The organism is Streptomonospora nanhaiensis, assembly GCF_026642255.1.
Lineage (GTDB): Bacteria > Actinomycetota > Actinomycetes > Streptosporangiales > Streptosporangiaceae > Nocardiopsis > Nocardiopsis tropica.
In genome coordinates this window covers 3,429,497-3,450,459 of sequence record NZ_CP113264.1, presented here as the reverse complement: position 1 = coordinate 3,450,459, position 20,963 = coordinate 3,429,497, and the positions used below count along the sequence as shown (strand labels likewise).

General features: G+C 73.6%; 19 protein-coding genes and 1 pseudogene. 10 read left to right on the top strand and 10 right to left on the bottom strand.

Features of this window, described 5'->3' with window-relative positions:
• Nucleotides 1–37: 37 nt before the first annotated feature.
• Together OUQ99_RS14825 and OUQ99_RS14820 are read right to left on the bottom strand one after the other, a co-directional pair.
• Nucleotides 38–736 (bottom strand): type 1 glutamine amidotransferase domain-containing protein, encoded by a 699-nt coding sequence (locus OUQ99_RS14825; RefSeq protein ID WP_267950042.1) that lies wholly within the window; start codon nucleotides 734–736, stop codon nucleotides 38–40.
• 182 nt (nucleotides 737–918) lie between these two features.
• Nucleotides 919–1,905, bottom strand: coding sequence for a phosphotransferase enzyme family protein (locus OUQ99_RS14820; protein WP_267950041.1), 987 nt, complete (start codon nucleotides 1,903–1,905; stop codon nucleotides 919–921).
• Nucleotides 1,906–2,438: 533 nt separating this feature from the next.
• On the opposite strand from OUQ99_RS14820, the gene OUQ99_RS14815 reads away from it, so the two are divergent.
• Entirely contained in the window at nucleotides 2,439–3,239 is an 801-nt protein-coding gene (locus OUQ99_RS14815) for a SigB/SigF/SigG family RNA polymerase sigma factor (RefSeq protein WP_267950382.1), read from the top strand.
• A gap of 104 nt (nucleotides 3,240–3,343) precedes the next feature.
• Here OUQ99_RS14815 and OUQ99_RS14810 read toward each other — a convergent pair whose 3' ends face one another.
• The 4 genes from OUQ99_RS14810 to OUQ99_RS14795 form a co-directional block, all read right to left on the bottom strand.
• The gene (locus OUQ99_RS14810; RefSeq protein WP_267950040.1) at nucleotides 3,344–3,586 is read right to left on the bottom strand and encodes a peptidoglycan-binding domain-containing protein; all 243 of its coding nucleotides are present in this window, start codon (nucleotides 3,584–3,586) and stop codon (nucleotides 3,344–3,346) included.
• A gap of 872 nt (nucleotides 3,587–4,458) precedes the next feature.
• The gene (locus OUQ99_RS14805; RefSeq protein ID WP_267950039.1) at nucleotides 4,459–6,123 is read right to left on the bottom strand and encodes an alkaline phosphatase D family protein; all 1,665 of its coding nucleotides are present in this window, start codon (nucleotides 6,121–6,123) and stop codon (nucleotides 4,459–4,461) included.
• A gap of 447 nt (nucleotides 6,124–6,570) precedes the next feature.
• Nucleotides 6,571–7,068, bottom strand: coding sequence for an SRPBCC family protein (locus OUQ99_RS14800; protein WP_267950038.1), 498 nt, complete (start codon nucleotides 7,066–7,068; stop codon nucleotides 6,571–6,573).
• A gap of 3 nt (nucleotides 7,069–7,071) precedes the next feature.
• Nucleotides 7,072–7,413 (bottom strand): ArsR/SmtB family transcription factor, encoded by a 342-nt coding sequence (locus OUQ99_RS14795; RefSeq protein ID WP_267950037.1) that lies wholly within the window; start codon nucleotides 7,411–7,413, stop codon nucleotides 7,072–7,074.
• A gap of 198 nt (nucleotides 7,414–7,611) precedes the next feature.
• Here OUQ99_RS14795 and OUQ99_RS14790 point away from each other — a divergent pair.
• Nucleotides 7,612–9,350, top strand: a pseudogene (locus OUQ99_RS14790) (GTP-binding protein); the annotation flags it as partial.
• Between the two features lie 30 nt (nucleotides 9,351–9,380).
• Nucleotides 9,381–9,752 carry a hypothetical protein gene (locus OUQ99_RS31705; protein WP_431061527.1) on the top strand — a complete coding sequence of 124 codons (372 nt, stop codon included), beginning with the start codon at nucleotides 9,381–9,383 and terminating at the stop codon, nucleotides 9,750–9,752.
• 162 nt (nucleotides 9,753–9,914) lie between these two features.
• On the opposite strand, the gene OUQ99_RS14785 is transcribed toward OUQ99_RS31705, so the two are convergent.
• On the bottom strand, nucleotides 9,915–10,775 hold the full coding sequence (locus OUQ99_RS14785; RefSeq protein WP_267950036.1) for a helix-turn-helix transcriptional regulator: 861 nt from the start codon (nucleotides 10,773–10,775) through the stop codon (nucleotides 9,915–9,917).
• Between the two features lie 243 nt (nucleotides 10,776–11,018).
• On the opposite strand from OUQ99_RS14785, the gene OUQ99_RS14780 reads away from it, so the two are divergent.
• The 5 genes from OUQ99_RS14780 (at nucleotide 11,019) to OUQ99_RS14760 (ending at nucleotide 15,410) form a co-directional block, all read left to right on the top strand.
• Complete coding sequence (locus tag OUQ99_RS14780; RefSeq protein ID WP_267950035.1) at nucleotides 11,019–11,228, top strand: 4-oxalocrotonate tautomerase family protein; 210 nt, start codon at nucleotides 11,019–11,021, stop codon at nucleotides 11,226–11,228.
• A 219-nt stretch (nucleotides 11,229–11,447) separates the two neighbouring features.
• A complete protein-coding gene (locus OUQ99_RS14775; protein ID WP_267950034.1) occupies nucleotides 11,448–12,098 on the top strand; it encodes an NAD(P)-dependent oxidoreductase in 651 nt (216 codons plus the stop codon).
• Between the two features lie 76 nt (nucleotides 12,099–12,174).
• On the top strand, nucleotides 12,175–12,663 hold the full coding sequence (locus OUQ99_RS14770) for a MarR family winged helix-turn-helix transcriptional regulator (RefSeq protein WP_267950033.1): 489 nt from the start codon (nucleotides 12,175–12,177) through the stop codon (nucleotides 12,661–12,663).
• A 211-nt stretch (nucleotides 12,664–12,874) separates the two neighbouring features.
• Nucleotides 12,875–14,173 carry an MFS transporter gene (locus OUQ99_RS14765; RefSeq protein ID WP_267950032.1) on the top strand — a complete coding sequence of 433 codons (1,299 nt, stop codon included), beginning with the start codon at nucleotides 12,875–12,877 and terminating at the stop codon, nucleotides 14,171–14,173.
• A gap of 391 nt (nucleotides 14,174–14,564) precedes the next feature.
• Nucleotides 14,565–15,410: an alpha/beta fold hydrolase gene (locus tag OUQ99_RS14760; RefSeq protein WP_267950031.1), complete on the top strand. Its 846-nt coding sequence runs from the start codon at nucleotides 14,565–14,567 to the stop codon at nucleotides 15,408–15,410.
• Between the two features lie 101 nt (nucleotides 15,411–15,511).
• Here OUQ99_RS14760 and OUQ99_RS14755 read toward each other — a convergent pair whose 3' ends face one another.
• Nucleotides 15,512–16,615: an alkene reductase gene (locus OUQ99_RS14755; RefSeq protein WP_267950030.1), complete on the bottom strand. Its 1,104-nt coding sequence runs from the start codon at nucleotides 16,613–16,615 to the stop codon at nucleotides 15,512–15,514.
• A 61-nt stretch (nucleotides 16,616–16,676) separates the two neighbouring features.
• Between OUQ99_RS14755 and OUQ99_RS14750 the strand changes: the two genes are divergently transcribed.
• The gene (locus tag OUQ99_RS14750; protein WP_267950029.1) at nucleotides 16,677–17,045 is read left to right on the top strand and encodes a MerR family transcriptional regulator; all 369 of its coding nucleotides are present in this window, start codon (nucleotides 16,677–16,679) and stop codon (nucleotides 17,043–17,045) included.
• A gap of 345 nt (nucleotides 17,046–17,390) precedes the next feature.
• Here OUQ99_RS14750 and OUQ99_RS14745 read toward each other — a convergent pair whose 3' ends face one another.
• On the bottom strand, nucleotides 17,391–18,266 hold the full coding sequence (locus OUQ99_RS14745) for an AraC family transcriptional regulator (RefSeq protein ID WP_267950028.1): 876 nt from the start codon (nucleotides 18,264–18,266) through the stop codon (nucleotides 17,391–17,393).
• 247 nt (nucleotides 18,267–18,513) lie between these two features.
• Here OUQ99_RS14745 and OUQ99_RS14740 point away from each other — a divergent pair, with 247 nt between their 5' ends.
• Nucleotides 18,514–19,650: a hypothetical protein gene (locus tag OUQ99_RS14740; protein WP_267950027.1), complete on the top strand. Its 1,137-nt coding sequence runs from the start codon at nucleotides 18,514–18,516 to the stop codon at nucleotides 19,648–19,650.
• 84 nt (nucleotides 19,651–19,734) lie between these two features.
• Here the strand turns inward: OUQ99_RS14740 and OUQ99_RS14735 are convergent, their stop codons facing one another.
• Nucleotides 19,735–20,790, bottom strand: coding sequence for an exonuclease domain-containing protein (locus tag OUQ99_RS14735; RefSeq protein ID WP_267950026.1), 1,056 nt, complete (start codon nucleotides 20,788–20,790; stop codon nucleotides 19,735–19,737).
• Nucleotides 20,791–20,963 lie beyond the last annotated feature (173 nt).

Genomic DNA, 20,963 nt, shown 5'->3' with positions numbered 1-20,963 from the left:
CCGGCCCTCCGGGCCGTGTTCGTCACGGCGTGTGCGCTCATGCGCGTTCGCCGTCCACCTCGGCGACCAGATCGAGCAGGGCCTCGGCCGCGGGACCCGAGGACGCGGGGTTCTGACCGGTGAGCAGCAGGCCGTCGCGAACGACGTACGGCTCCCAGTCCCCGACCTTGGAGAAGACGCCGCCGAGTTCCTCGAGCTGGTCCTCCACCAGGAACGGGACCACGTCGGTCAGCCCGACGGCGGCCTCCTCCGAGTTCGTGAACCCCGTGACCCTCCTGCCCCGGACCAGCGGGTTGCCGTCCTCTCCGGTGACGTGGCGCAGGGCCCCCGGCGCGTGGCAGACCAGGGCGAGCGGTCTGCCCGCCCGCAGGGTGGTCTCGATGAGCCGGACGGAGTGCTCGTCCTCGGCGAGGTCCCACAGCGGACCGTGTCCGCCGGGGTAGAAGACCGTGTCGAACTCGGCGGCCGAGACCGAGTCGAGGCGCACCGTGCTCTCCAGGGCGGCCATGGCCTCGGTGTCGGACTCGAAGCGCCGGGTCTGGTCGGTCCGGGCGTCGGGCTCGTTGCTCTTGGGGTCCAGCGGCGGACGCCCGCCCCGGGGCGAGGCGAGCACCAGCTCGGCGCCGGCGTCCTTGAAGCGGTAGTACGGGGCTGCCAGTTCCTCCAGCCAGAAGCCCGTCTTGCGTCCGGTGTCACCGAGCTCGTCGTGCGAGGTCAGGACGATGAGGATCTTCATGAACGCTGCTCCTTCGAGTGGGCCGGTGGTCTCCCGGGATCGGTGGGCGCGGCCTGCGGCGCCCGCCGGACCCCGGCGGGGAGGTCCCTCCGCCGGGGTCTCGCCCGTGCCCACCCGGCTACCCGCCCGTGGCGCTCCCCATGCCTCCTGCAGGGGTGCGACCAGCGGCGATCCCGGCGGCCCTATTCGGACAGCGCCTGGGCGAGCAGACCCGTCGGGGAGAAGACGCCGCGGACGTGGCCGAAGGCCTCGCGGCGCTCCTCTTCGCCGCTGGCGGGGTCGATGACGATCCCCGCGAGTTCGGAGGCGTCCTCCAGCACGCGCAGGCCCCTGTAGTAGGCGAGCAGTTCGGCGTCGACCCGGTGGTGCCCGTACCCGTCGAGGAACAGGCCCTGCTGCTCCTCGGTGGCGGCCCGGTCCGCCAGGACACCGCCCCCGAGGACGAACATCAGGTCGCGTTCGCGCGGGGCGAGGACCGCGTCGTCGAAGTCGATGAGGACCGGGCGCCCGTCGGTGGCGATGACGAGGTTGCCCAGATGCGGGTCGGCGTGGCAGGCGGCGAAGCCGGGGAGGCCGTCCCGCTCCCGGAGGCGTGCGGCCAGGTCGATCGTGCGCCGGTGGACCTCGCGCAGTGCCGAGCGGTTCCCGGACCACAGCTCTGCCAGTCGCCGCCCGATCCCCTCGGCGGGTCCGGCGTCGAGCGCGGTGTCGACGCGTTCGAACAGCCCGGCCCACCGGCCGGGATCGAAGTCCTCGCGCGGGACCCGCTCCAGTGCCTCGTCCCCGAGCGGCACCCCGTGCAGGGCAGCCAGGATCTGACCCAGCTCGCGCCATCCGGCCGGCCCCGGGGGCGTTTCGAGGGCGCTCGTGCCCTCGACCCACTCCATGACCGACAGGCGTGCGCCGCCGGTGTCGACCCACAGGGCTCCGGTGCGTGCGGGCAGCGGCTCCGGAGCGCTTCCCGGCCGGACCGCGTTGAGCGCGGCGGGCAGTACGAGCCCCGCGGGGGAGCCCCCGCTGCTCCACTTGACGGCGAAGCGGCGCCCGCGCGCGTCGGTGGCCCGCCACAGCGAGGCGTTCAGGTCCGCGCCGCCGCTGACCGGGACGAGGTCCGCCCCCTCCAGTGCGTAGTGCTCGCCCACCACGGAGGCGATACCGGATGGTGCCATCGGACGTCTTCCCCCGACTGCTCGTGCGTTCGCGTCCTGGCACGGTGCGCAGGACCGGTGGCCGCCGCAGGGCGACCACCGGGCATGGTACGGGTCCGGCGCCGGGGCGTCCTGGTGTTTTCGCGTCCGGAGAGACGAGGGGAGGGTCGCACCGGTTCTTCACGGGTCCCCGTCGGCGCGCGTTCGCGCCGCGGCTCCCGAGGCAGAGCGCGCGACGCCGCCGCCGGAAACGGGAAGCCGCCGACATGCCCCCGCGGGCGCGGGGGAGTGCCCCGGGTGCGTCGGCCGCTGAGCACTCCACACATGCCTGTACTAAATGTCTTGTTTGTCGCTCTGTGGTAGCAAGAGTTCCCCAAAGTTCTCTCTGGGCCTTTTAGTCTCCTTCGTGAGGGAAGGATGACAGTGGCACGTGCCTTCGAGGGCCGTGCCCTGCCGTTGCGGCAGCAACGCACAGGCCGGCTTTCAGGGGGTCTCTCTTGTCCGTCACCGACACCGACGCGCTTCCGGTCGACGCTCCCGCCGCACGAGGTCCGATGATCCCGGCGCCGCGACGGCCGGGACCGGGCGAACGGGACCCGGGCGAAGCCCTCCTCAGACAGCTCAAGGCCCTGGGCCCGGGCGGTCCCGGAGCACACGAGCTCCAGGAGCGGGTCGTGTCCCACTACGCGCCGGCCATGAAGCGGATCGCGCACCGCTACGGGGGCCGCGGGGAACCGGTGGAGGACCTGTACCAGACGGCGATGGTGGGCCTGTGCAAGGCCATCCGCGGCTTCGACCCCGACCGGGGGGCGCCGTTCCTCGGCTATCTGATGCCGACCGCGATCGGCGAGGTCAAGCGCCACTTCCGCGACCACACCTGGGCCGTGCGGGTGCCCCGGTCGGCGCAGGAGAACCGGATCCGCCTGCACCAGGCCCGGCAGGAGATGACGCAGGAACTGGGGCGCACGCCCACCGGCGACGAACTCGGGCACAAGCTCGGGATGACCCGCGAGCAGCTGGACGAGGTCCGCCAGGTCTCCGACCTCTACCGGGCCCTGTCGCTGGACGCCCCCGACAACCCGGACGCGGACGGGGACGACTCCCCCTCGCTGGAGGAGCACCTGGGCTGCGAGGACCGGCTCCTGGACCTGGTGGTGGACCGCGAGGCCCTCAAACCGGCCCTGGCACGCCTGTCCGAGCGCGAACGCGACATCCTCATGCTGCGCTACTTCCACGACCACACACAGGCCGAGATCGCCGAGCGTCTGGGCTACTCCCAGATGCACATCTCCCGCCTCCTGCGGACGACCCTGGAGCGCCTGCGCGAGGAGATGGGCGTGGGGACCGCCGCCTGAACCGGACCGCGCACCGCCCCGGCCCGCTCGCAGGGGAGCCCCCCGCGGCGTGTCCGTCGCGAGGGGCCGGCCATGGCGTCATGGCCTTGTGGAGCGGGCGCGGGCTACTTCACCCCCGCCACCTTCTCCACGAACTCCTTCATGACCTGCCCGCCGGCGGTCCCGGTGATCGGCGTCCCGGGCTTGGTCGATCCCTGCGCCGCCCTGGCCTTGCGGACCGCTTCGGTGGTCTCGGTCCCGTACTCGCCGTCGGCGCCGGGGTTCTTGTCCAGGTGGCCCGCTGCGATGAGCAGTTCCTGCAGGTACGCCACCTTCTCCCCGCTGTCGCCTTGCTTGAGCCCAATCATGTCGTTCCTCTTTTCTTCCGGCGAGGTTGTTGAAGCCCCGTGCTGCAGTACTCCGGAGAACACAGAACCACCGTGCCGCGACCGGGCGCCCCAGACGGGTTCTCCTCAGGAAAGTTCACACCCTTGACGGAGAACGCCTTTTTCCTGTCGATTTTCCCGCGGTCTCCATGAGCACGAGGCCCCGGTGTCCGGAGATATAAATGAAGACAAGGAAGGATGGGAGGAACCGCCTCTTTCCAGCAAGAAATGAGACAGTCTTCCTCTCTCGTGAATTCGCGTTCGCAGGACGACCCTCCGAACGAGCGGAGGCTTCCCTCGATCTCGTCTCCGAGCTCGTCTCCGAGGGCGGCGCAGACGCTTCCATCGGGCGTGTACGCGACCGATGGCACCCCGGGGCGGACCTCGCGACACCGGTCGCGGTCACGCGCCCATGGGCCTCGGCGCTGCCTTCACCATTCCTTGTGTCCCGGGTCCGCATCCGGATCCTCCGGGAATCACGGCGGGCCTGTCGAGGACTTCCACCGCGAGAGACCGGTGCGCGTCTTCTCGCACTTCCAGCGCCACCGCCTCCGGGCCTCGAGTCGTCCTGGGGCGCGCGCTCGGCCTGCTTCTGATTATAGACCCGGAAGCGCGCCACCAGGCAACACTCAACTCCATGTATGCCTGGAAGAAAAACACCCGATTCCCTCCCCTTGAAGAATCGCGGAGAGTGGAAATAAAAGAACTTTTTCCTTGAGGTGCCGCTGGCCTGGCCCGCGGGTGGATGCAGGTGAAGTATTTACCGTCTCCGGGCGGCGCACCGGCCGCCCCCGGCGTCCCGGCCCGGAGACGGTGGAGCAGGGCTGCCCCCGCCTCCGGCAGCCGGGGGCCGGTCAGGCCTGGGGTCGCACGCCCGGGACGCCGTCGTCGATGACGAACCGGGCCCGGTCGGTGATGGGCGCGCCGGGGTCGGTCACGTAGTCGAGCGTCCTGTAGTCGGCCGTCCACCCGGTGGGGGTCACGACGTTGCGGACGTAGCCGCGTCTGCGGTTGACGAACCGGATGTGCGGGTTCTCCCTCAGCTGCACCGCGTCGCCCGGGTTCTGCTCCGCGCCGTCCCCTCCGCTGGTGAACGAGGTGCCCACCAGTTCCGTGGCGACCGTCGCCGAGCCCGGGTCGTCGAAGTCCGCCTTCACGTCGCACACGTAGTTGGCGTGCACGTCCCCGGTGATCACGACCGGGTTGCGCACACGGGCCAGCGCGTCGCGGACGGTGTCCCGCTCGACCCGGTAGTTGTCCCAGGCGTCGTCGCTGAAGTCGGTGGCCGCGCCGGCGGCGAAGTCGCGCTGGGAGAAGAACACCTGCTGCGCCAGCACGTTCCAGCGGGCCCGCGAGGAGGACAGCCCGTTCAGCAGCCACGCCCGCTGGTCCGCGCCGAGCAGGGTGCGCGAGGGGTCGCCGCGCTCGGAGTCCGCCACCTGCACGTCCCGGTACTGGCGGGTGTCGAGCAGGTGCACGTCCACGAGGTTGCCGAAGGACAGCTTGCGGTAGAGGTGCATGTCCGGCCCGGCGGGGATCTGGGAGCGGCGCAGCGGCATGTGCTCGTAGTAGGCCTTGAGCGCGTCGGCCCTGCGCTGGAGGAAGGCCTCCGAGGGCTCGCCGCCGTACGGGGTCTCGTCGGCCCAGTTGTTCTCCAGTTCGTGGTCGTCGAAGACCACCGCCCACGGGAAGGCGGCGTGGGCCGCCTGGAGGCCCGCGTCGGCCTTGTACTGGGCGTGCCGGACGCGGTACTCGGCCAGGGTCTGGACCTCCCGGGCGGGCACGTGGGGGCGCCCGGCGCCCCCGGCCTCACCGGTCTCGTAGATGTAGTCGCCCAGGAACACGACCAGGTCCAGGTCCTCCCTGGCCAGGTGCTCCTGGGCGGTGAAGTGGCCGCTGGTGTAGCTCTGGCAGCTGGCGAACGCGAACGCGAAGCGGTCCGTCCGCGCGTTGGGCGCCGGCGTGGTCAGGGTCCGGCCCACGGGACTGATCTCGTTGCCGTGGCGGAACCGGTAGTAGTAGGGGGTTCCGGGCCGCAGCCCCTGGACCTCCACGTGGACGGAGTGGGCTGCGCGGGGGCCGGTCCCGACGGTGCCGGAGGTGGTGATGCGGCGGAAGTTCTCGTCCTGGGAGACCTGCCACTCGACCTCGACCCGCCGGTCGGGCATGCCGCCGAGCCCGTTCTCCGCCAGGGGGTCGGGCGCCAGGCGGGTCCACAGGACGACGCCGTTGTGGAGGGGTTCTCCGGAGGCGACGCCGAGGGTGAAGGGTTCGGCCACCCGTCCGGGCCGGGGGGCGGCGTCGGCGTGTGCCTCGGGGGCCCAGCTGGAGGCCAGGGCGACGGCTCCCAGGGTGGCGGCGCCGCCCACCAGGAGCTGGCGGCGGGTGGCGCGGGCGGCCTCTTCCGCGAGGGAGGCGGAGACGGGGGCGGCGCTCGCCGGCGGGGCGGTCGGCGCGGGCACCGCGGTCAGGGGGGTGGGGGAAGGAGCGGGGGCGGGGGTGCGGGGAGTTCCCGGCATGCACGGTCTCCTGGAGTTCGTGGAGCGCCCGGCCCCGGTCGGGGCGGACGGGGACCGTGCTCTATCCGGCCACGGAAAGCGGAACGTCCCAACCACCGCCCGGTGAACGTTGAACCCGCGCGGGTGACCATCGGGTGACGGAGAGCTCCGAGGACCAAGATGCCCCGGGAGAACGCCGATGCCACGACCCGCATCCCCCTGCTTTCGTATAGTTCGTTCAATCGAACTGTAAAAACAGGCCGCCAAATCAGAATCAAATCCGCAATTCAACTGGAAATAAAAGAATAGCCCCGAGTCGAATTGAACACCCCTTTTTCGGCCCTCCTCGCCCGGCTCCTCCCGCGCCCCGGATCCCCGCCGCGCACACGCCTCCGTCCGCAGAGGGGGACCGGGGCCGGCCCTCCGCGGACGGCCGGCCCCGGCGGCCTGCCGCCGGGGCCGGGGCAGTCACCGCTTCCGGACGGTCTCGGTGACGTAGGCGGCAAGGTTGCCCAGGGTCTGCCGGCCGCTCTCGACCGCGTGGTACTTCTCGGCCGCCTCGTCGCGCAGCTCCCTGGTGGGGAACACCGTGCGCATCTCGATCCGGGTCGCCGCACCGTCGGGCTCGAACGTGAGGACCGACTCGAAGGCGTTCGGGTCGTCGCGGGTCTCACCGTGGAGCATCGCGATCCGTTCCGGCGGGGCGAGCTCGGTCCAGGTGATCCACTCCTGGTAGTCCGTCCCGTCCGGTCCGTGCATCACGAAGTCCCACACCCCGCCGACGCGGAACTCGAACGCCCGCGTGGTGGTGGTGAACCCCTCCGGCCCCCACCACCGCGACAGGTGCCGCACGTCGGTGAACGCCTCGAACACCAGCTCGGGCGGGGCGTCGATGGTCCGGGAGACGACGATCTCGCGGTCGGCTGTCGCCGACCTCGTCGGCGTTCCTTGTTCTGTCGCGCTCATCGGCTACTCCGCTTCCCTTGTCTGCTTCAGGTCCTGCACGTAGGCGTCCAGCCGGTCGAAGCTCTCGTTCCAGAACCGCTCGAACCCGCCGGTCCACTCGTGGACGGGCCGCAGCCCGCCGGCGTCGAGACCGTACAGGCGCTGCTTCCCCGCCCTGCGGTCCCGCACCAGCCCGACCTCCCGGAGCACCCGCAGGTGTTTGGACGCTCCCGGCTGGGTCATCCCCAGCTCCTGGGCCAACTCGGTCACCGAACGCTCACCCGTCCGCAGCAGTGCCAGGATCTCCCGGCGCTGCGGCTCGGCGATCGCGTTGAAGACGTCCGACGTCGTCGCTGCTCGTGCCATGGGACAATCATATTCCCATATCGGCATGCGTCAAGCCGGAGGAGCCGAGCGGATCCTGTCGGACAACGATCGCGACCCTTGGCAGCGGCGGCGGACACCGGGGGAGAGCGGGGCGCCTTCGCTCCGAAAGCCGCCGGCGGAGCACCCGTCACCCGGTTCACCGCTCGTCGACGGCGTCCCCACACGGGAAAACGAGTTGTGCGGCACCCGGGACGGGGCCAGAATCGGACCGCCGACCGACAGCCGAGGAGAGGAACAACGGGATGCGCCGGTCCTACGGAGTTTTCGAGCCCTGCAACCGGACACGAATCCCCGAGGACACCTCCGCTCTTGTCATCTCTTCCGACCGCCCTGAACATCGGCATCGTCGCGCACGTCGACGCGGGTAAGACCAGCCTCACCGAGCGCCTGCTGTTCGACGCGGGCGCCCTCGACCGGCTCGGCAGCGTCGACGCCGGGGACACCCGCACCGACTCCGGCCGCATCGAACGCGAGCGCGGCATCACCGTGCGCACGGCCGTCGCCTCCTTCCGGGCCGGCCCCGTCCAGATCAACCTCGTCGACACCCCGGCCACACCGACTTCGTGGCCGAGGTCGAACGCGCCCTGACCGTGCTCGACGGCGCGGTACTCGTCCTGTCCGCGGTCGAGGGCGTCCAGGCCCACACCCGCGTGCTGATGCGCACCCTGCGGGAGGCGGGGCTGCCCGTGGCGCTGTTCGTCAACAAGACCGACCGTCGGGGCGCCCGCCCCGACGGAGTGCTCGCGGACGTGCGTCGGCTGCTCTCCCCGGACGCGGTCGCGCTCAACCGCGTGCGCGGCGCGGGCACGCCCGGCGCCCGCACGCTGCCCCCGGACCGGGACGACCCGGCCACGGGGGAGGCGCTGGCCGAGGTCCTGGCGGCGCACGACGACGACCTGCTGGCACGCCTGGTCGACGGCCTCCCGGCCCCGCCGGCGCACGAACTGGACAGGATGCTCGCGGCCCAGGTCGCGCGGGGGCTGGTCCACCCCGTGCTGTTCGGCTCGGCCGTCACCGGCGCGGGCGCCCCCGCGCTGGTCCGCGCCCTCACCTGCCTGTTCCCCGCCACCGCCCCGGAACCGGGGACCGCCGACCCCGAACCGCGGGGCACGGTGTTCTCCGTCGAACGCTCGGCCTCGGGGGAGAAGACCGGCTACGTGCGGCTGCGGTCGGGCCGCCTGGCCGAGCGCGACCGCGTCGTGCTCCACCGCGACACCTCGACGGCCTCCGACGGCCCGGAGTCCTCGCACAGCGGCCGCGTCACCCGCCTGGAGGTCGTGAGCGCCGAGGGCGACCGCACGCGTGCGCTGACGGCGGGCCACATCGGCCGCGTCCGGGGGCTGCCGGGCCTGCGTGTGGGGGACCGGCTCGGCCCTCCCGCCCCCGGCGGCCCCGGGCCCCGCTTCGCGCGCCCCTCCCTGGAGGCGGTCGCCCGTCCGGAGCACGAGGGCGAGGGACCGCGCCTGCACGCCGCCCTGACGGCGCTCGCCGAGCAGGACCCGCTGATCGGTGTGCGCACCGTGCCCGGCCACGGCGTCTCGGTCCTGCTGTACGGGGAGGTGCAGAAGGAGGTGGTCGCAGCGACCCTGGCCGACGACTTCGGCGTGCGCGCCGTGTTCGACCGCAGCACCATCGTGCACGTCGAGCGCCCCGCCGGCGTGGGCGAGGCCGTCGAGACGGTCGGCTCCCAGCCCGCGGACGGGTTCACCGCCACGGTGGGCCTGCGGGTGGAGCCGGGGGAGGAGGGGAGCGGCGTCGTGTTCCGCAGGGAGGTGGAGCTCGGCGCCCTGCTGCCGTCGTTCGACCGGGCGGTGGCGGAGACGGTCCACGACACCCTGTCCCAGGGCCTGTACGGATGGCAGGTCACCGACTGCGTGGTGACCCTGGTCCGCAGCGGGTTCGTGGCCCCGACCAGCACGGCGCGGGACTTCCGCTGCCTGACCCCGATGGTGCTCATGCGGGCGCTGCACCGCGCGGGCACACGGGTGATGGAGCCCGTGCACGCCTGCGAGCTGGAGGTCCCCGCCGACACGTTGAGCGCGGTCCTGGCCGCCCTGGGCGCCGTCGGCGGCCACGTGCACGAGTCCCGTCCGGGAGGCGGCGCGTGGGAGCTGAGGGGGGAGCTGCCCGCCCGCGCGGTCCACGGGTTCCGGACGGCGCTGCCCGGCCTGACGCGGGGCGAGGGGTTCCTGCTGAGCCGCCGCTCCCGGGTGCGGCCGGTGGCCGGCGCCCCTCCGCGCCGGGCCCGCACCGACGGGAACCCGTTGAACCGGGAGGAGTACCTCCTCCACCTGCGGCGGTCCGGGCCGGGCGGATGAAGGCGCTCGGCGGTTTTCCCGCCGGGCCCGCCCGGGGGGCGAGGACGCGGAACGATCCCGGCCAGGAACAGCGGGACCGCGTCGATACGCGCCGCCCGCTCGAAGCGGGGTCGTTCCGACGGGGCCCCGAAGCCGACCACCGACACTGCGGACGGGAGGCTCTCAGAGCGACGGTCCGGTGACTTCCTGGGTGCCGAGGACTGCGAGCAGGTCGAGGAGGTCGGCGCTGTCGGTGCCGACCGCGGGGGTGAACCAGAGCAGCCGCTGTCGGCCGTCCTCGCTGAACAGGTGGAGGCAGTTGACCTCGATCAGGCCGAGCTCTGGGTGGTTGAGGCGTTTGCGGTCGTCGCGCCGGAAGGCCACGTCGTGCTCGGCCCACAGGGCGGCGAACTCGGAGGAGGCGCCGATCAGCGAGCTGATCATCGAGCGGGCCTCGGTGTCCTTGGCATCTCTTCTGGCGGCGGCTGCCCGCAGGTCGGCGACGAAGGCCCGGGACTGGCCCCCGTGGTCGGCTTCGGGATACATCCGCCGGGCGTCGGGGTCGGTGAACCACCGGTGGACGAAGCTGGCCCGAGCGCCGCGAAGGCCCGAGTGGTCCCCGAGCAGCGCCATCGCCAGCGGGTTCTGCAGGAGGGTGACATGCAGGTCGGTGATGACCTGCGCGGGTGTCGATGTCAGACGGACGAGCAGGTCGAGCATGCCGGGGTGGACGTGCGAAGCCGGTCCGCCGTGCGCGGGCACCGGGCGGTCGGCCAGGTGGTAGAGGTAGTCGCGCTCATCGGCGGTCAGGCGCAGGGCCCTCGCCAGCGCGGCGATCATCTGCACGGAGGGCTGGGATCCGGCGCCGCGTTCGAGTTCGTTGTAGTAGTCCACCGATGCGCCGGCGAGCTGGGCGACCTCGTCGCGGCGCAGCCCGGGCACCCGGCGGCGGAGCCCGTGGGGAAGCCCTACGTCGACCGGACGGATGCGCTCACGCCGCGAGCGCAGGAAGGCTCCCAGCTCGGTGTAGTTCACAGATCCCATGCCGTCCATTCTGCGTCCGGCCGGGCCGCCGGCACAGGGGATGGGATCCCCTGGTTCCACCGGGCGGAGCCGAGCATCCTGGAGGACATGGCTGCCGACCGCTCCGCGCGGAGTCCTGCCACCGGATCGGCATCGGCTGACTGCCGCCCCCGCGCCGGTACCGGCCGGGAACGGCGCCATGGCCACACGTTCTCGGACACGTGCTTCCGCATCGCGGGAGAGTCCACTCAAGGAGGAACACCCATGCCTTTCGCCAACTTCAAGGTCCCCGCGGGCACCGTCACCGCCGAGGACAAGAAGAAGCTCGTCGAGCGCACCACCGACCTGTACGCGGAGATCTACGGCGAGCGGGCCCGTGCCACCACCGTCGTGCTGATCGACGAGGTCGCCGACGGCGGCTGGGGCGTCGCCGGCAGCGTCCTGACCGCCGCCGTGCTCAACGGCGACGCCTGATCTCCCTCCTGTGCGGGCCCGGCCCCTCCGCGCCGGGCCCGCACCGAGGGGGACCCGTTGAACCGGAAGGAGTACCTCGTCCACCCGGGGCGGGCCGGGCCGGGCGTACGGAGCTGAACAGCCCGAACGCGCAAACCCCGGCGGCGCCGTCGGTCCCGGCGTCACCGGGGATATGATTCGTGAAAACGAACTGTTCTTTTCCCGGGGAGTGAAACGGTCATGGCCGACGAGAGCACCGCCCGCATCACCGTCCTGGGAGCCACCGGGGGCACCGGCCGCCAGGTGGTGGCACAGGCCCTGGCCGCAGGGCACCGGGTCACCGCGCTGGTGCGCGACCCGGCACGGATGCCCCTCGTCCACGACCGCCTGGACGTGGTCCGGATGCCGGTCCCCGACCCCGGGGCGCTGCGCGCACTGCTCGGGCGGACGGACGCCGTCGTCTCGGGCCTCGCCGCCACGGCCAAGGGCGGATCGCCGGCCACCGTCTGGACCGGCGCGGTCCTGGCCGCGCTCGCGGACCGGCCGGACACACGCCTGGTCGCGGTGAGCGCCGCCCCCGTCGGGCCGCACCCGCAGGGGAGTTCGCCGTTCCACCGCTTCGTGCTCTCGCCCCTGGTCGGCCTGGTCTTCCGGGACGCCTACCGGGACCTGGAGCGGATGGAGGCGGCCCTGTCCGCCGGCGGCGCGGCGTGGACCGTGGTCCGCCCGCCCCGGTTGACCGACGACCCCGGCACCGGGGGGTACCGGCTCGTGGTCGGCGGGAACGTGCCCTCCGGGTACAGGATCGGCCGCGCGGACCTGGCGCACGCCCTCCTGCGCGTCCTGGACGACCCCGCGACCGTGCGGCGGGCCGTCGGTGTGGCCTACTGAGGACCCTCCGCTCCGACCCGCGCCGGTCCGCCCGCCTGCGGGCGGACCGGCCCCCGGGGATCGGTAGCATCGGCCCATGAGCCAGGACGCGGTCGGGGACGACACCGAGATGCCGGATCGCGAACTGCTCGAGGGCGCCCTGCGGTTCGTGCCCCTGCTGGAGACGTTCTACCGCCGCGCCCACTCCGAGATGCCCGACGAGCTCCGGCGGCTGTTCCAGGAGAACCGCCTGACCGCCCGGCACGGGTCGGTCCTCACCCAGCTCACCCACGGCCAGGAGCTCAGCGTGGGCGAGCTCGCCACCCGCCTGGAGGTGGGGCTGCCCACCACCAGCGAGCTGGTCGGCGACCTGTCCAGGGTGGGCCTCGTGGTGCGGCGGCAGGACCCCGCCAACCGTCGGCGCGTCCTGCTGTCCCTGGCCGAGGAGTACCGGGACCTCATGCGCGCGTTCGCGAGCAGACGGGCCCGGCCCCTGCTGCGGGCGTTCGAGCGGCTCACGCCCGCCGAGCGGGAGGGGTTCGCCGCCGGCCTGCGGGCCTGGGCCCACGAGGTGCACTCCGCCTGAGCCGCGCCGGGGCCCGCGGAACCGCGCCGGGTCCACGGGCGGGGGAGGCGGGGCCGGTGCCCCGGAGCACTGGCCCCCGGCGGCGCCGACCGCCTATCCTGGTGCCATGCACGAGCGATGTTAAGTTCCGAACCGGTCTTCGGACCGAGCACGCGGACCACCGGGCGAACACGCCCCCGGTGTCCTCGTTCCGCTCGACCGAAAGACCTTCATGACCACCCTGCCACCGCGCGCCCCCGGCGCGCGTACCTCCCGTCTGACCCGGCCCCTGTACGCGTACGCGGTCCTGGAGGAGTTCGTCCTCCTCTACCCCCTGTACGCGATCCTCTTCGACGAGACCGGGCTGACGGTCGCCCAGATCAGTTCGCTGTTCGTGCTCTGGTCCCTGACCTCCGTCGTCGTGTCGGTCCCCGCCGGCGCCTGGGCCGACGTGGTGCCCCGCCGCTACCTGCTGGCCGCCGCACCCCTGTTCGCGGCCGCGGGCTTCGCCCTGTGGCTCCTGCTGCCCGGCTACTGGGCGTTCGCCCTGGGCTTCGTGCTGTGGGGCGCGGGCGGAGCCCTCTCCTCCGGCGCCTTCGAGGCCCTGGTCTACACCGAACTCGGACACCGCGGCGCGGCCGACCGCTACGCCCGGGTCATGGGCGTGACCCGTGCCCTGGGGGTGGCCGCGGTCGGCGCCTCCACCCTGCTGGCGGTCCCCGTGATGGAACACGGCGGCTACGCGGCCATCGGGGCGGCGAGCGTGGCCGCCTGCGTGCTGTGCTCCGCGGCCGCACTGGCGCTGCCCGAGCACCGGCGGGCCGCCGGCCCCGGCTCCGGGGACGAGCCCGCCGGCTACCTCGCCACCATGCGCGCGGGCCTGGCCGAGGCTCGCGCGAGCCGGGGCGTCCGGGGCGCGATCGTGCTCGTCGTCGTGGTCACGGCCTTCTGGGACATGCTGGAGGAGTACGTCCCCCTGCTCGCGGACGAGGCCGGCGTCCCCACGGCCGACATCCCCCTCGTGGTCCTGGTGGTGTGGGTGTTCATCACCGCGGGCGGCCTGCTCGCCGGGCCGGCGTCCCGGCTGCCCGTCCGGCTCCTCGCCGTCCTGCTCGGCCTGGCGGCGGTCGCCATCGCGACCGGCGCCCTGCTCGGCAGCCTCCCCGGCTGGATGCTGATCGGCGCGGGGTTCGGCGTGTGCCAGACCGCGAACGTGGTCGCCGACGCCCGACTCCAGGAGCGCATCACCGGGGCCGGCCGGGCCACGGTCACCTCGCTCGCCGGACTCGGCTCCGAAGCCTTCACCGGCGCCTCCTACCTGTTGTACGCGGCGGTCTTCGCACTGACCGGCCACGCCCTCGCCTTCGCCCTCTTCGCCACCCCCTACCTGGCCGCGGCCCTCGTCCTGGGCCGGAAGCGGGCAGGGGCCCACTCCCCACGGGGCGGGGCCCCCGGGCGCCAGGAGGACGGCGCCGCCACGGGGGAGTCCGCCGGGACGGGTCCTCTGACGCGTCGGGGAGAGGCCGGGTGAGACGGGGCGCGACCGGGGCCGAACCCGACGGCGTCCGGGGGCGTCTCCCCCTGTAGCCGGGCGCTCCGCGCTCCGGCGCCCGTGGCGGACGGCCCCGTCCGCCACGGCGCACCGTGCCCGAGGACGGCGGGTCACGGCGCGCGAGGGGCCGCAGGTGCGGAGGGACCGCCTGCGGCCCGCTCGCCTCCGGCGGGGGCCGCACCGCGCCGCGGCCTCCGCCGGGGCGCGCACGCGCGTGCGATGAGGTGGTCCCGGAAGAGGCGCATCCGCAGCGCGCACGCGCGTGCGCGGGGCCCGTTCCCGGAAGCGGTGCGGTCCCGACCGACTGGGCGCGCTCCCATGGCCATCCCGGTGGAACGGCGCCTTGCACGGATGAATAGCATCGGTTCTTGTGGCACACGAGACGACGAACACCGCGAACAGTGACGCCCCGGACACCGCCTCCGTGAGCGGGATCGACGTGAGTTACACCGATCGCGGAGCCGGGTACCCCGTCCTCTTCATCCACGGCCACCCCTTCGACCGGACGATGTGGGCACCGCAGGTCAAGGCGTTCGCCGGGCGCGGATACCGGGTGGTGGTTCCGGACCTGCGAGGGTACGGCCGCAGCACCGTCGTCCCGGGGACGACCTCCATGAGCGCGTTCGCCCGCGACCTCGCCGCGCTCCTGGACCACCTCGGCCTGGACGTGGCGGGCGTGGTGGGACTGTCCATGGGAGGGCAGGTCGCCCTGGAGTTCTACCGGCTCTTCCCCGACCGGGTCGACTCCCTCACCCTGGCCGCCACCAATCCGCGCGCCGAGACCGACACGGGCAGGGCCTCCCGGGTCGCGATGGCCGAGCGGCTGCGGGGGGAGGGGATGCGGGGCTACACCGACGAGATGCTCGTCGGCATGATGACCGCCGACAACGTGCGCGACCTGCCCGCGGTGGCCGACCACGTGCGCGCCATGATGTACGCCGCCCCGCCCGAGGGTGCGGCGGCAGCCCAGTACGGACGCGCCCAGCGCCCCGACTACACCCCCCTGCTCCGGCGCGTCTCGGCGCCGACACTGCTCATGGCGGGCCAGCACGACCGGTTCACGCCGCCGGACTTCACCGAGTCCATGCACGTGCTGATCCCCGACTCCGTCGTGGAGATCATCGAGGGCGCGGGGCACCTGCCCAACCTGGAGCGCCCCGACCGCTTCAACGAGGTGCTGCGCAGGTTCCTGGACCGCTGCCGCACCCGCGTCTGACCGGCGCCTCCGGCAAGGCCCGGCCCCGGCCGCCCCCTCCGTGCCCGGGGCGGGGAACGGCTGCTCCGGGGCGGCCCGCCGCGCGGTGCCCGCCGCCGGGCTCAGAGGGCCGCGGCGGGGTAGTCGGTGTAGCCGGTGGCGCCCCCCACGTACATCAGGTACTTGTCGCGCACCGGGTTGACCGGAGCACCGGTACGGATGCGCTCGACGAGGTCGGGGTTGGCCAGGAAGGGGCGCCCCAGGGCGACCAGGTCGGCCCCGGCCTCCAGCATCCGCTCTCCCGCGGCCCGGCCCCCGTCGGCGGGGATCCCCTCGGCGGGCAGGACCGGGTTGCCGACCAGGGTCCGCGACCAGCGGGAGCGGATCTCCTTCCAGACCCGGCTGTCGGGGTCGGCGAAGGCCACGTGCAGGTAGGCGGGGCCCAGGGCGTCCAGGCGCTCGGTCAGCCCGGGGTACAGGGCCGCGATGTCGTCGGCGGTCTCGGCGATGCCGTTGCTGGTGTTGCCCGGGGAGACGCGCACACCGACCCGGTCGGGGCCGATCTCGTCGACGACGGCCCCGACGACCTCCAGCACGAACCGCATCCGGTTCCGCGGGGCGCCGCCGTAGGCGTCCTGGCGCCGGTTGGTGGTGGGAGCCAGGAACTGGTGGAGGAGGTAGCCGTTGGCGGCGTGGACCTCCACCCCGAGGAAGCCCGCGTCCACGGCCCGGCGGGCCGCGGCGGCGAAGTCGGCGACGGTTCCGTCGATGTCGGCCCGGTCCATCTCCCGGGGCGTCACGGCCGGCTGACGGCCGCCGGGTGTGTGGATCGTGTCGGGCAGGGCCACGGGGGAGGGCGCCACCGGCGTCAGCCCGCTGGTGGCGGGGTGGCCGACGCGGCCCCCGTGCTGGATCTGGAGGAACATGCGCCCGCCCGCCTCCGCCACACGGCGGGTGACCGCCCGCCAGCCCTCGACGTGCTCGGGGCGGTGCAGGGCGGCGATGTTCGGATAGGTCTGGCCGACCGCGTTCGGGGTGGAGGCCTCCGCGATGACGAGGCCCGCCGAGGCGCGCTGGGCGTAGTACTCGGCCATGAGAGCGCTCGCGGCGCCCGAGGGCTCGGCCCGGTTGCGGGTCATCGGGGCGATGACGAGGCGGTTGGGCAGGTCGATGCCGGCCAGGCGGGCGGGGGTGAGCAGCGGAGAGGTTCCGGATGTGGTGTCCATGCCGCTACCGTAGGAGTTGACGCCAATGTCAACTTCAAGTGCGGGGAGTGTGAGTTGGGCCATGCGGATCGGTGAATTGGCGCGGCGCAGCGGTGTGAGCACACGGTCGCTGCGCTACTACGAGCAGCAGGGCCTGCTGTCCTCCGAGCGCACACCGGGCGGTCAGCGCGAGTACGCCGAGTCCGCGCAGGACCGGGTGGAGCGCATCCAGGAGCTGTTCGCGGCGGGGCTGTGCAGTGCCAAGATCGCGACCCTGCTGCCGTGCATGCGCGACGTCGACGGCGGCCCGGCGGAGCCGGACGGCACCCTGGTGGCTGACCTGATGGTGGAGCGCGACCGCATCGACCGGATGATCGGGGACCTGCAGCGCTCCCGCAAGCTGCTCGACGACGTCATCGTGGCGGCCTCCACCGAGGTCGCGGCGCCGTAGGACACGCCCTTGACCTGCGGGTTCGCGCCGCCCGCGTCGCGCGCATCCGTGCGGCGCCGGACGCGGCCGAGGGGGATCGCGCGGACGGCGGTGGCTGAGCACGGCCTCCCACCGGCACGCCCGGGGGATTCCGGCTCCGCGCGCGGGGCAGACGTGTCGGCACACCACCGCGCCCCGCCCCCCCTACGGGCGGGGCGCGGCGCGGTCCGCTCCGGGCGGCCGTGCCCGCATCGGTCTTCATCCCGCCGCTGGTGGTCCTGTTCCTGTCCGCCCCGCGCGGCCGTGCCCGCGTCCGAAGGCCCGGACGCGGGCACGGCGGAGCCGCAGGGCCCCCGTCCGGCCGGGTCAGTCCGCCCGCTCGACGGGCAGCCACAGCTCGGCCTCGGCGTTCGCGCAGTCCTCCCCGTACTCCACCCGCAGGATCGACGGCCCCTCGACGGTCCGGTAGGACGGGTGGGACGGGAACCAGTGCCCGAACGCGTCCGACCACAGCCGCTGCAGAGGCTCGGGGAAGTCCGCCGAGGGCCCCGAGTACGGGAAGACCACCCAGGTCCCGGCAGGCACCTCCAGGACCTCCATCCCCGACGGCGCGGGAGCGGTCGTGGCCGCCGCCTGGTAGTAGTCCAGCTCGGTCCCCTCCTCCCGCGAGGAGCCGAGGTGGACGCTCACCGACAGGACGCCGCGCGGCTCCTGGTCGGACAGCCGCCGCACCTCCTCCAGCACGGCCCGTCCGAGCCCTTTCGTGAACGCGACGATGTCCGGGTTGGGTCCCCGGTGCACCAGGGGGACCCGGGCCCTGGGCCCCACGAGGCGGAACGCCTCCTTCTCCACGATCCGGTAACGCACAGTGGTGCTCCCTTCGACTGTCAGGCGGAACGTCATCCGCGGTTGGGAGGCGAGTACCGCACCGGTCCGGCGGGCCTCGCCGGGCCCCACTCCGTGCATGGAGCGGAACGCCCGGGCGAACGCCTCCGCCGAGCCGTAGCCGTACCGGACCGCGACGTCGAGCAGGGGGTCGTCGCCGTGGAGCACCTCGGCCCCCGCCAGCGTCAGCCTCCGCCGCCGCGCGTACTCCGACAGCGACATCCCCGCCAGGGCCGAGAACAGCCGCCGGAGGTGGTGCTCCGAGGTCAGCGCGTCCCGCGCCATCGCGGCCGCGTCCGGCGGAGCCCCGGGGTCCTCCTCGACCCGCTCCAGGGCCCGGTTCAACCTGTCCAGCATGTCCCGCCTCCTTCTTCCACCACCGACGTTAGGGACCCGGCACCCTTCCGCGCCCGACAGTTCACGACCCTCTCCGGTCGGGTGGCGGCCGTTCCGTTCTCGGGCAAATCGTGGAAATCCTTGGGCAAGGAGCGTGTCTCCCTCGACGTGGCGTACGTACGGTTAGCACCATTGGCCCCAGGATGGCCCGCAGGCCGACCCCGAGAAGGAGGTGGGCGGGGCGGGGGTGACCACGCCCCGCGGATACATGGACATGGGTTTTCTGCGACCTCTGTACGAGAGCGGCGCTCCGGTGGCTTCGGTTCACATGGACACCAGCCGCGACACCACCGACGCCGACAAGAAGATCGAACTGCGCTGGCGGCACCTGCGTGAGGAGCTCGCCGCGCTGGGCACGGACGAGGCCACCCTCGACGTCCTGGAACAGGCGGTCGGGGAGAAGACGTCCCGCGCCTACGGCGACCACGGGCAGGCCCTCTTCGCCTCCGAGGGAACCCTTCTCGGCGCCCACACCCTGGGCGAAATCCCCGTCCAGGACCGGGCCGCGTACCTTCCCGTCCCGGACGTGCTCCCCCTGGCCGTCGACCGGGGCCGCCGCCTGCCCTACGTGCTGGTGGCCCTGGACCGGGTCAACGCCAAGGTCACGGCCTACGCCGCCCGACCGACCCGGGCACCGGTCATGGAGACCGACGCCGCCGGGGAATCCCTCCGCAACATCGACGGCCTGGGCGGGCGCGGAGGCCGCGGACAGCGCAACAACCCCGGCGGCCCGGGAGCCGACTCGCACGCCGCCCAGGAACTGTGGCGGGAGAACACCGCGAAGGTGGCCGAGCACGTGCGCGAGGCCGCCCGCAGGGTCGGCGCCGAGCTCATCATCGTCGGCGGCGACGAGGAGGCCATCGCCTACCTGCGCGACAACCTGGGCCCGCGCCAGCTCACCGTCCCGATCCGGGTCGTCCCGGGAGGGCGCGGCGGGACCGACGCCGAGGAGCGGCTGCACAAGGCCGCCGAGGACGCCCTGCGCGAGTTCGTCGTGGAGAGGCACGACGCGTTCCTGGAGGACTACCAGCGCAAGCTCGCCCACGACCAGGCGGTGCGCGGGACCACGCCCCTCCTGCCGATGCTGTCGGAGGCACGGGTGGAGACCCTCCTCCTGGGCGCCGAACGCGACGGGGAGCCCGAGCTGTGGGGGTCGTTCAACGAACCGCTGCTCGTGGACACCGACCCCAAGGGCCTGGACGATCCGAACGCGGCCTTCCGGGCCCCGGCCAGCGCGCTGATGCTGCGCTCGGCGGTCATGGCGGACGCCGGGTTCACCGAACTGCTCGACCACGGGCGGACCAGCTCCGAGAGCGGGGCCACCCTGCGCTTCCCCAGGCAGTAGCCGGACAGTCGGCGGAGCCGCCCGCGCACCCGACCGGGGCGCGGGCGGCTCCGCCGTTCCCGCGGGAGCACGGCCCGGCGCCGGTCAGGGGCCGGCGGTGGTCATCCCCAGCAGGGCCAGGAGTTCGTCCTCGGTGACGAGGTCGATGCGCTGGCCGCGCTCGCGGTAGGCCTCGGCCTGGCGGTGCTTGGAGGTCTTGCCGGTCCCGTCGTGGCCGCCCAGGACGAGCACGTCGGTCTTCCGGGTCACGTTCTTGGCGGGGCGCCCGCCCGCCTCGGCCACGCGCCGCCACACCTCGGGCTTGTCCATGGAGGCCAGGTCGCCGGACACGCACACGGTGCGCCCGTACAGGGGGCCGGCGGGGTCGGCGTCCGGGGAGGGTTCGGGGAGCGGTGTCTGGGCGACCCTCTGCCACCTGCTGAAGCGGTCCTCACCCGCGACGGGGCCGGGAGCCGTCGCCGCGCGGGCGGGCGCGGACGGGCCGCCCGCCGCACGCGCGGCGGAGGCCGGGGGCTGCGCGGCGGTCCCCGCCCCCACGGGCAGGGCCTCCTGGACCGGGAGGGCCCCGGCCGCCTCCACCCGGCGCAGGTCCAGGCGGGCGGCGCGGGCGAGGTCGGCGAGGGAGGAGGTCCCGTAGCGGGTCATGGCCGCGATCATGATGCTCGCGGCGGCCTCGGCGTCGGCGTCGGCACGGTGGTGGTGGAGCACCCGGTGGCCGATGTGGGCGCACACCGTGGGCAGCTTGTGGTCGGGCAGGTCCGCCCAGGTGCGCCTGGACAGCGCGAGCGTGCACGCGTACTCCCACGCCGGGTGGGACAGCCCCGTGTGGGCGCAGGCCTGGCGCAGCACGCCGATGTCGAAGGCGGCGTTGTGCGCCACCAGCGGGTCCCCGTCGGCGAACTCCACGATGCGGGCGTGCGCCTCGGGCCATCCGGGGGCGTCGGCGACGTCGGCGGCGGTGATGCCGTGCACGGCGATGTTGTGCCGCGAGAAGAAGTCCACCTGCCGGGGCGGCCGGATGAGGGTGGTGAACCGGTCCACGACCGCGCCGTCGCGGACGCGCACCAGGCCGACCGCGCACGCGCTGCCGCGGTCGTGGTTGGCGGTCTCGAAGTCGATCGCGGTCCAGGTGTGGGACACCACGTGCCTCCTGCAACGTCCGGGGAACGGGTCGAGGCTACCCGGGCGGGGGCCCCGGCGGGGACAGAACGGTCGTCCCGGGCGGCCCCGCCCCTGCGGCCCGCCCCCGGAGGGGCGGTCCGCGGCGCCCCGGGCCCCGGCCCCTCGGCGGGGGCCGGGACGGCGGCGACACG

Excerpts from the sequence above, each read along its gene's own strand:
- OUQ99_RS14825 (WP_267950042.1), bottom strand. The coding sequence starts at position 736 with ATGAAGATCCTCATCGTCCTGACCTCGCACGACGAGCTCGGTGACACC.
- OUQ99_RS14820 (WP_267950041.1), bottom strand. The coding sequence starts at position 1,905 with ATGGCACCATCCGGTATCGCCTCCGTGGTGGGCGAGCACTACGCACTG.
- OUQ99_RS14815 (WP_267950382.1), top strand. The coding sequence starts at position 2,439 with ATGATCCCGGCGCCGCGACGGCCGGGACCGGGCGAACGGGACCCGGGC.
- OUQ99_RS14810 (WP_267950040.1), bottom strand. The coding sequence starts at position 3,586 with ATGATTGGGCTCAAGCAAGGCGACAGCGGGGAGAAGGTGGCGTACCTG.
- OUQ99_RS14805 (WP_267950039.1), bottom strand. The coding sequence starts at position 6,123 with ATGCCGGGAACTCCCCGCACCCCCGCCCCCGCTCCTTCCCCCACCCCC.
- OUQ99_RS14800 (WP_267950038.1), bottom strand. The coding sequence starts at position 7,068 with ATGAGCGCGACAGAACAAGGAACGCCGACGAGGTCGGCGACAGCCGAC.
- OUQ99_RS14795 (WP_267950037.1), bottom strand. The coding sequence starts at position 7,413 with ATGGCACGAGCAGCGACGACGTCGGACGTCTTCAACGCGATCGCCGAG.
- OUQ99_RS31705 (WP_431061527.1), top strand. The coding sequence starts at position 9,381 with ATGGTGCTCATGCGGGCGCTGCACCGCGCGGGCACACGGGTGATGGAG.
- OUQ99_RS14785 (WP_267950036.1), bottom strand. The coding sequence starts at position 10,775 with ATGGGATCTGTGAACTACACCGAGCTGGGAGCCTTCCTGCGCTCGCGG.
- OUQ99_RS14780 (WP_267950035.1), top strand. The coding sequence starts at position 11,019 with ATGCCTTTCGCCAACTTCAAGGTCCCCGCGGGCACCGTCACCGCCGAG.
- OUQ99_RS14775 (WP_267950034.1), top strand. The coding sequence starts at position 11,448 with ATGGCCGACGAGAGCACCGCCCGCATCACCGTCCTGGGAGCCACCGGG.
- OUQ99_RS14770 (WP_267950033.1), top strand. The coding sequence starts at position 12,175 with ATGAGCCAGGACGCGGTCGGGGACGACACCGAGATGCCGGATCGCGAA.
- OUQ99_RS14765 (WP_267950032.1), top strand. The coding sequence starts at position 12,875 with ATGACCACCCTGCCACCGCGCGCCCCCGGCGCGCGTACCTCCCGTCTG.
- OUQ99_RS14755 (WP_267950030.1), bottom strand. The coding sequence starts at position 16,615 with ATGGACACCACATCCGGAACCTCTCCGCTGCTCACCCCCGCCCGCCTG.
- OUQ99_RS14750 (WP_267950029.1), top strand. The coding sequence starts at position 16,677 with ATGCGGATCGGTGAATTGGCGCGGCGCAGCGGTGTGAGCACACGGTCG.
- OUQ99_RS14745 (WP_267950028.1), bottom strand. The coding sequence starts at position 18,266 with ATGCTGGACAGGTTGAACCGGGCCCTGGAGCGGGTCGAGGAGGACCCC.
- OUQ99_RS14740 (WP_267950027.1), top strand. The coding sequence starts at position 18,514 with ATGGACATGGGTTTTCTGCGACCTCTGTACGAGAGCGGCGCTCCGGTG.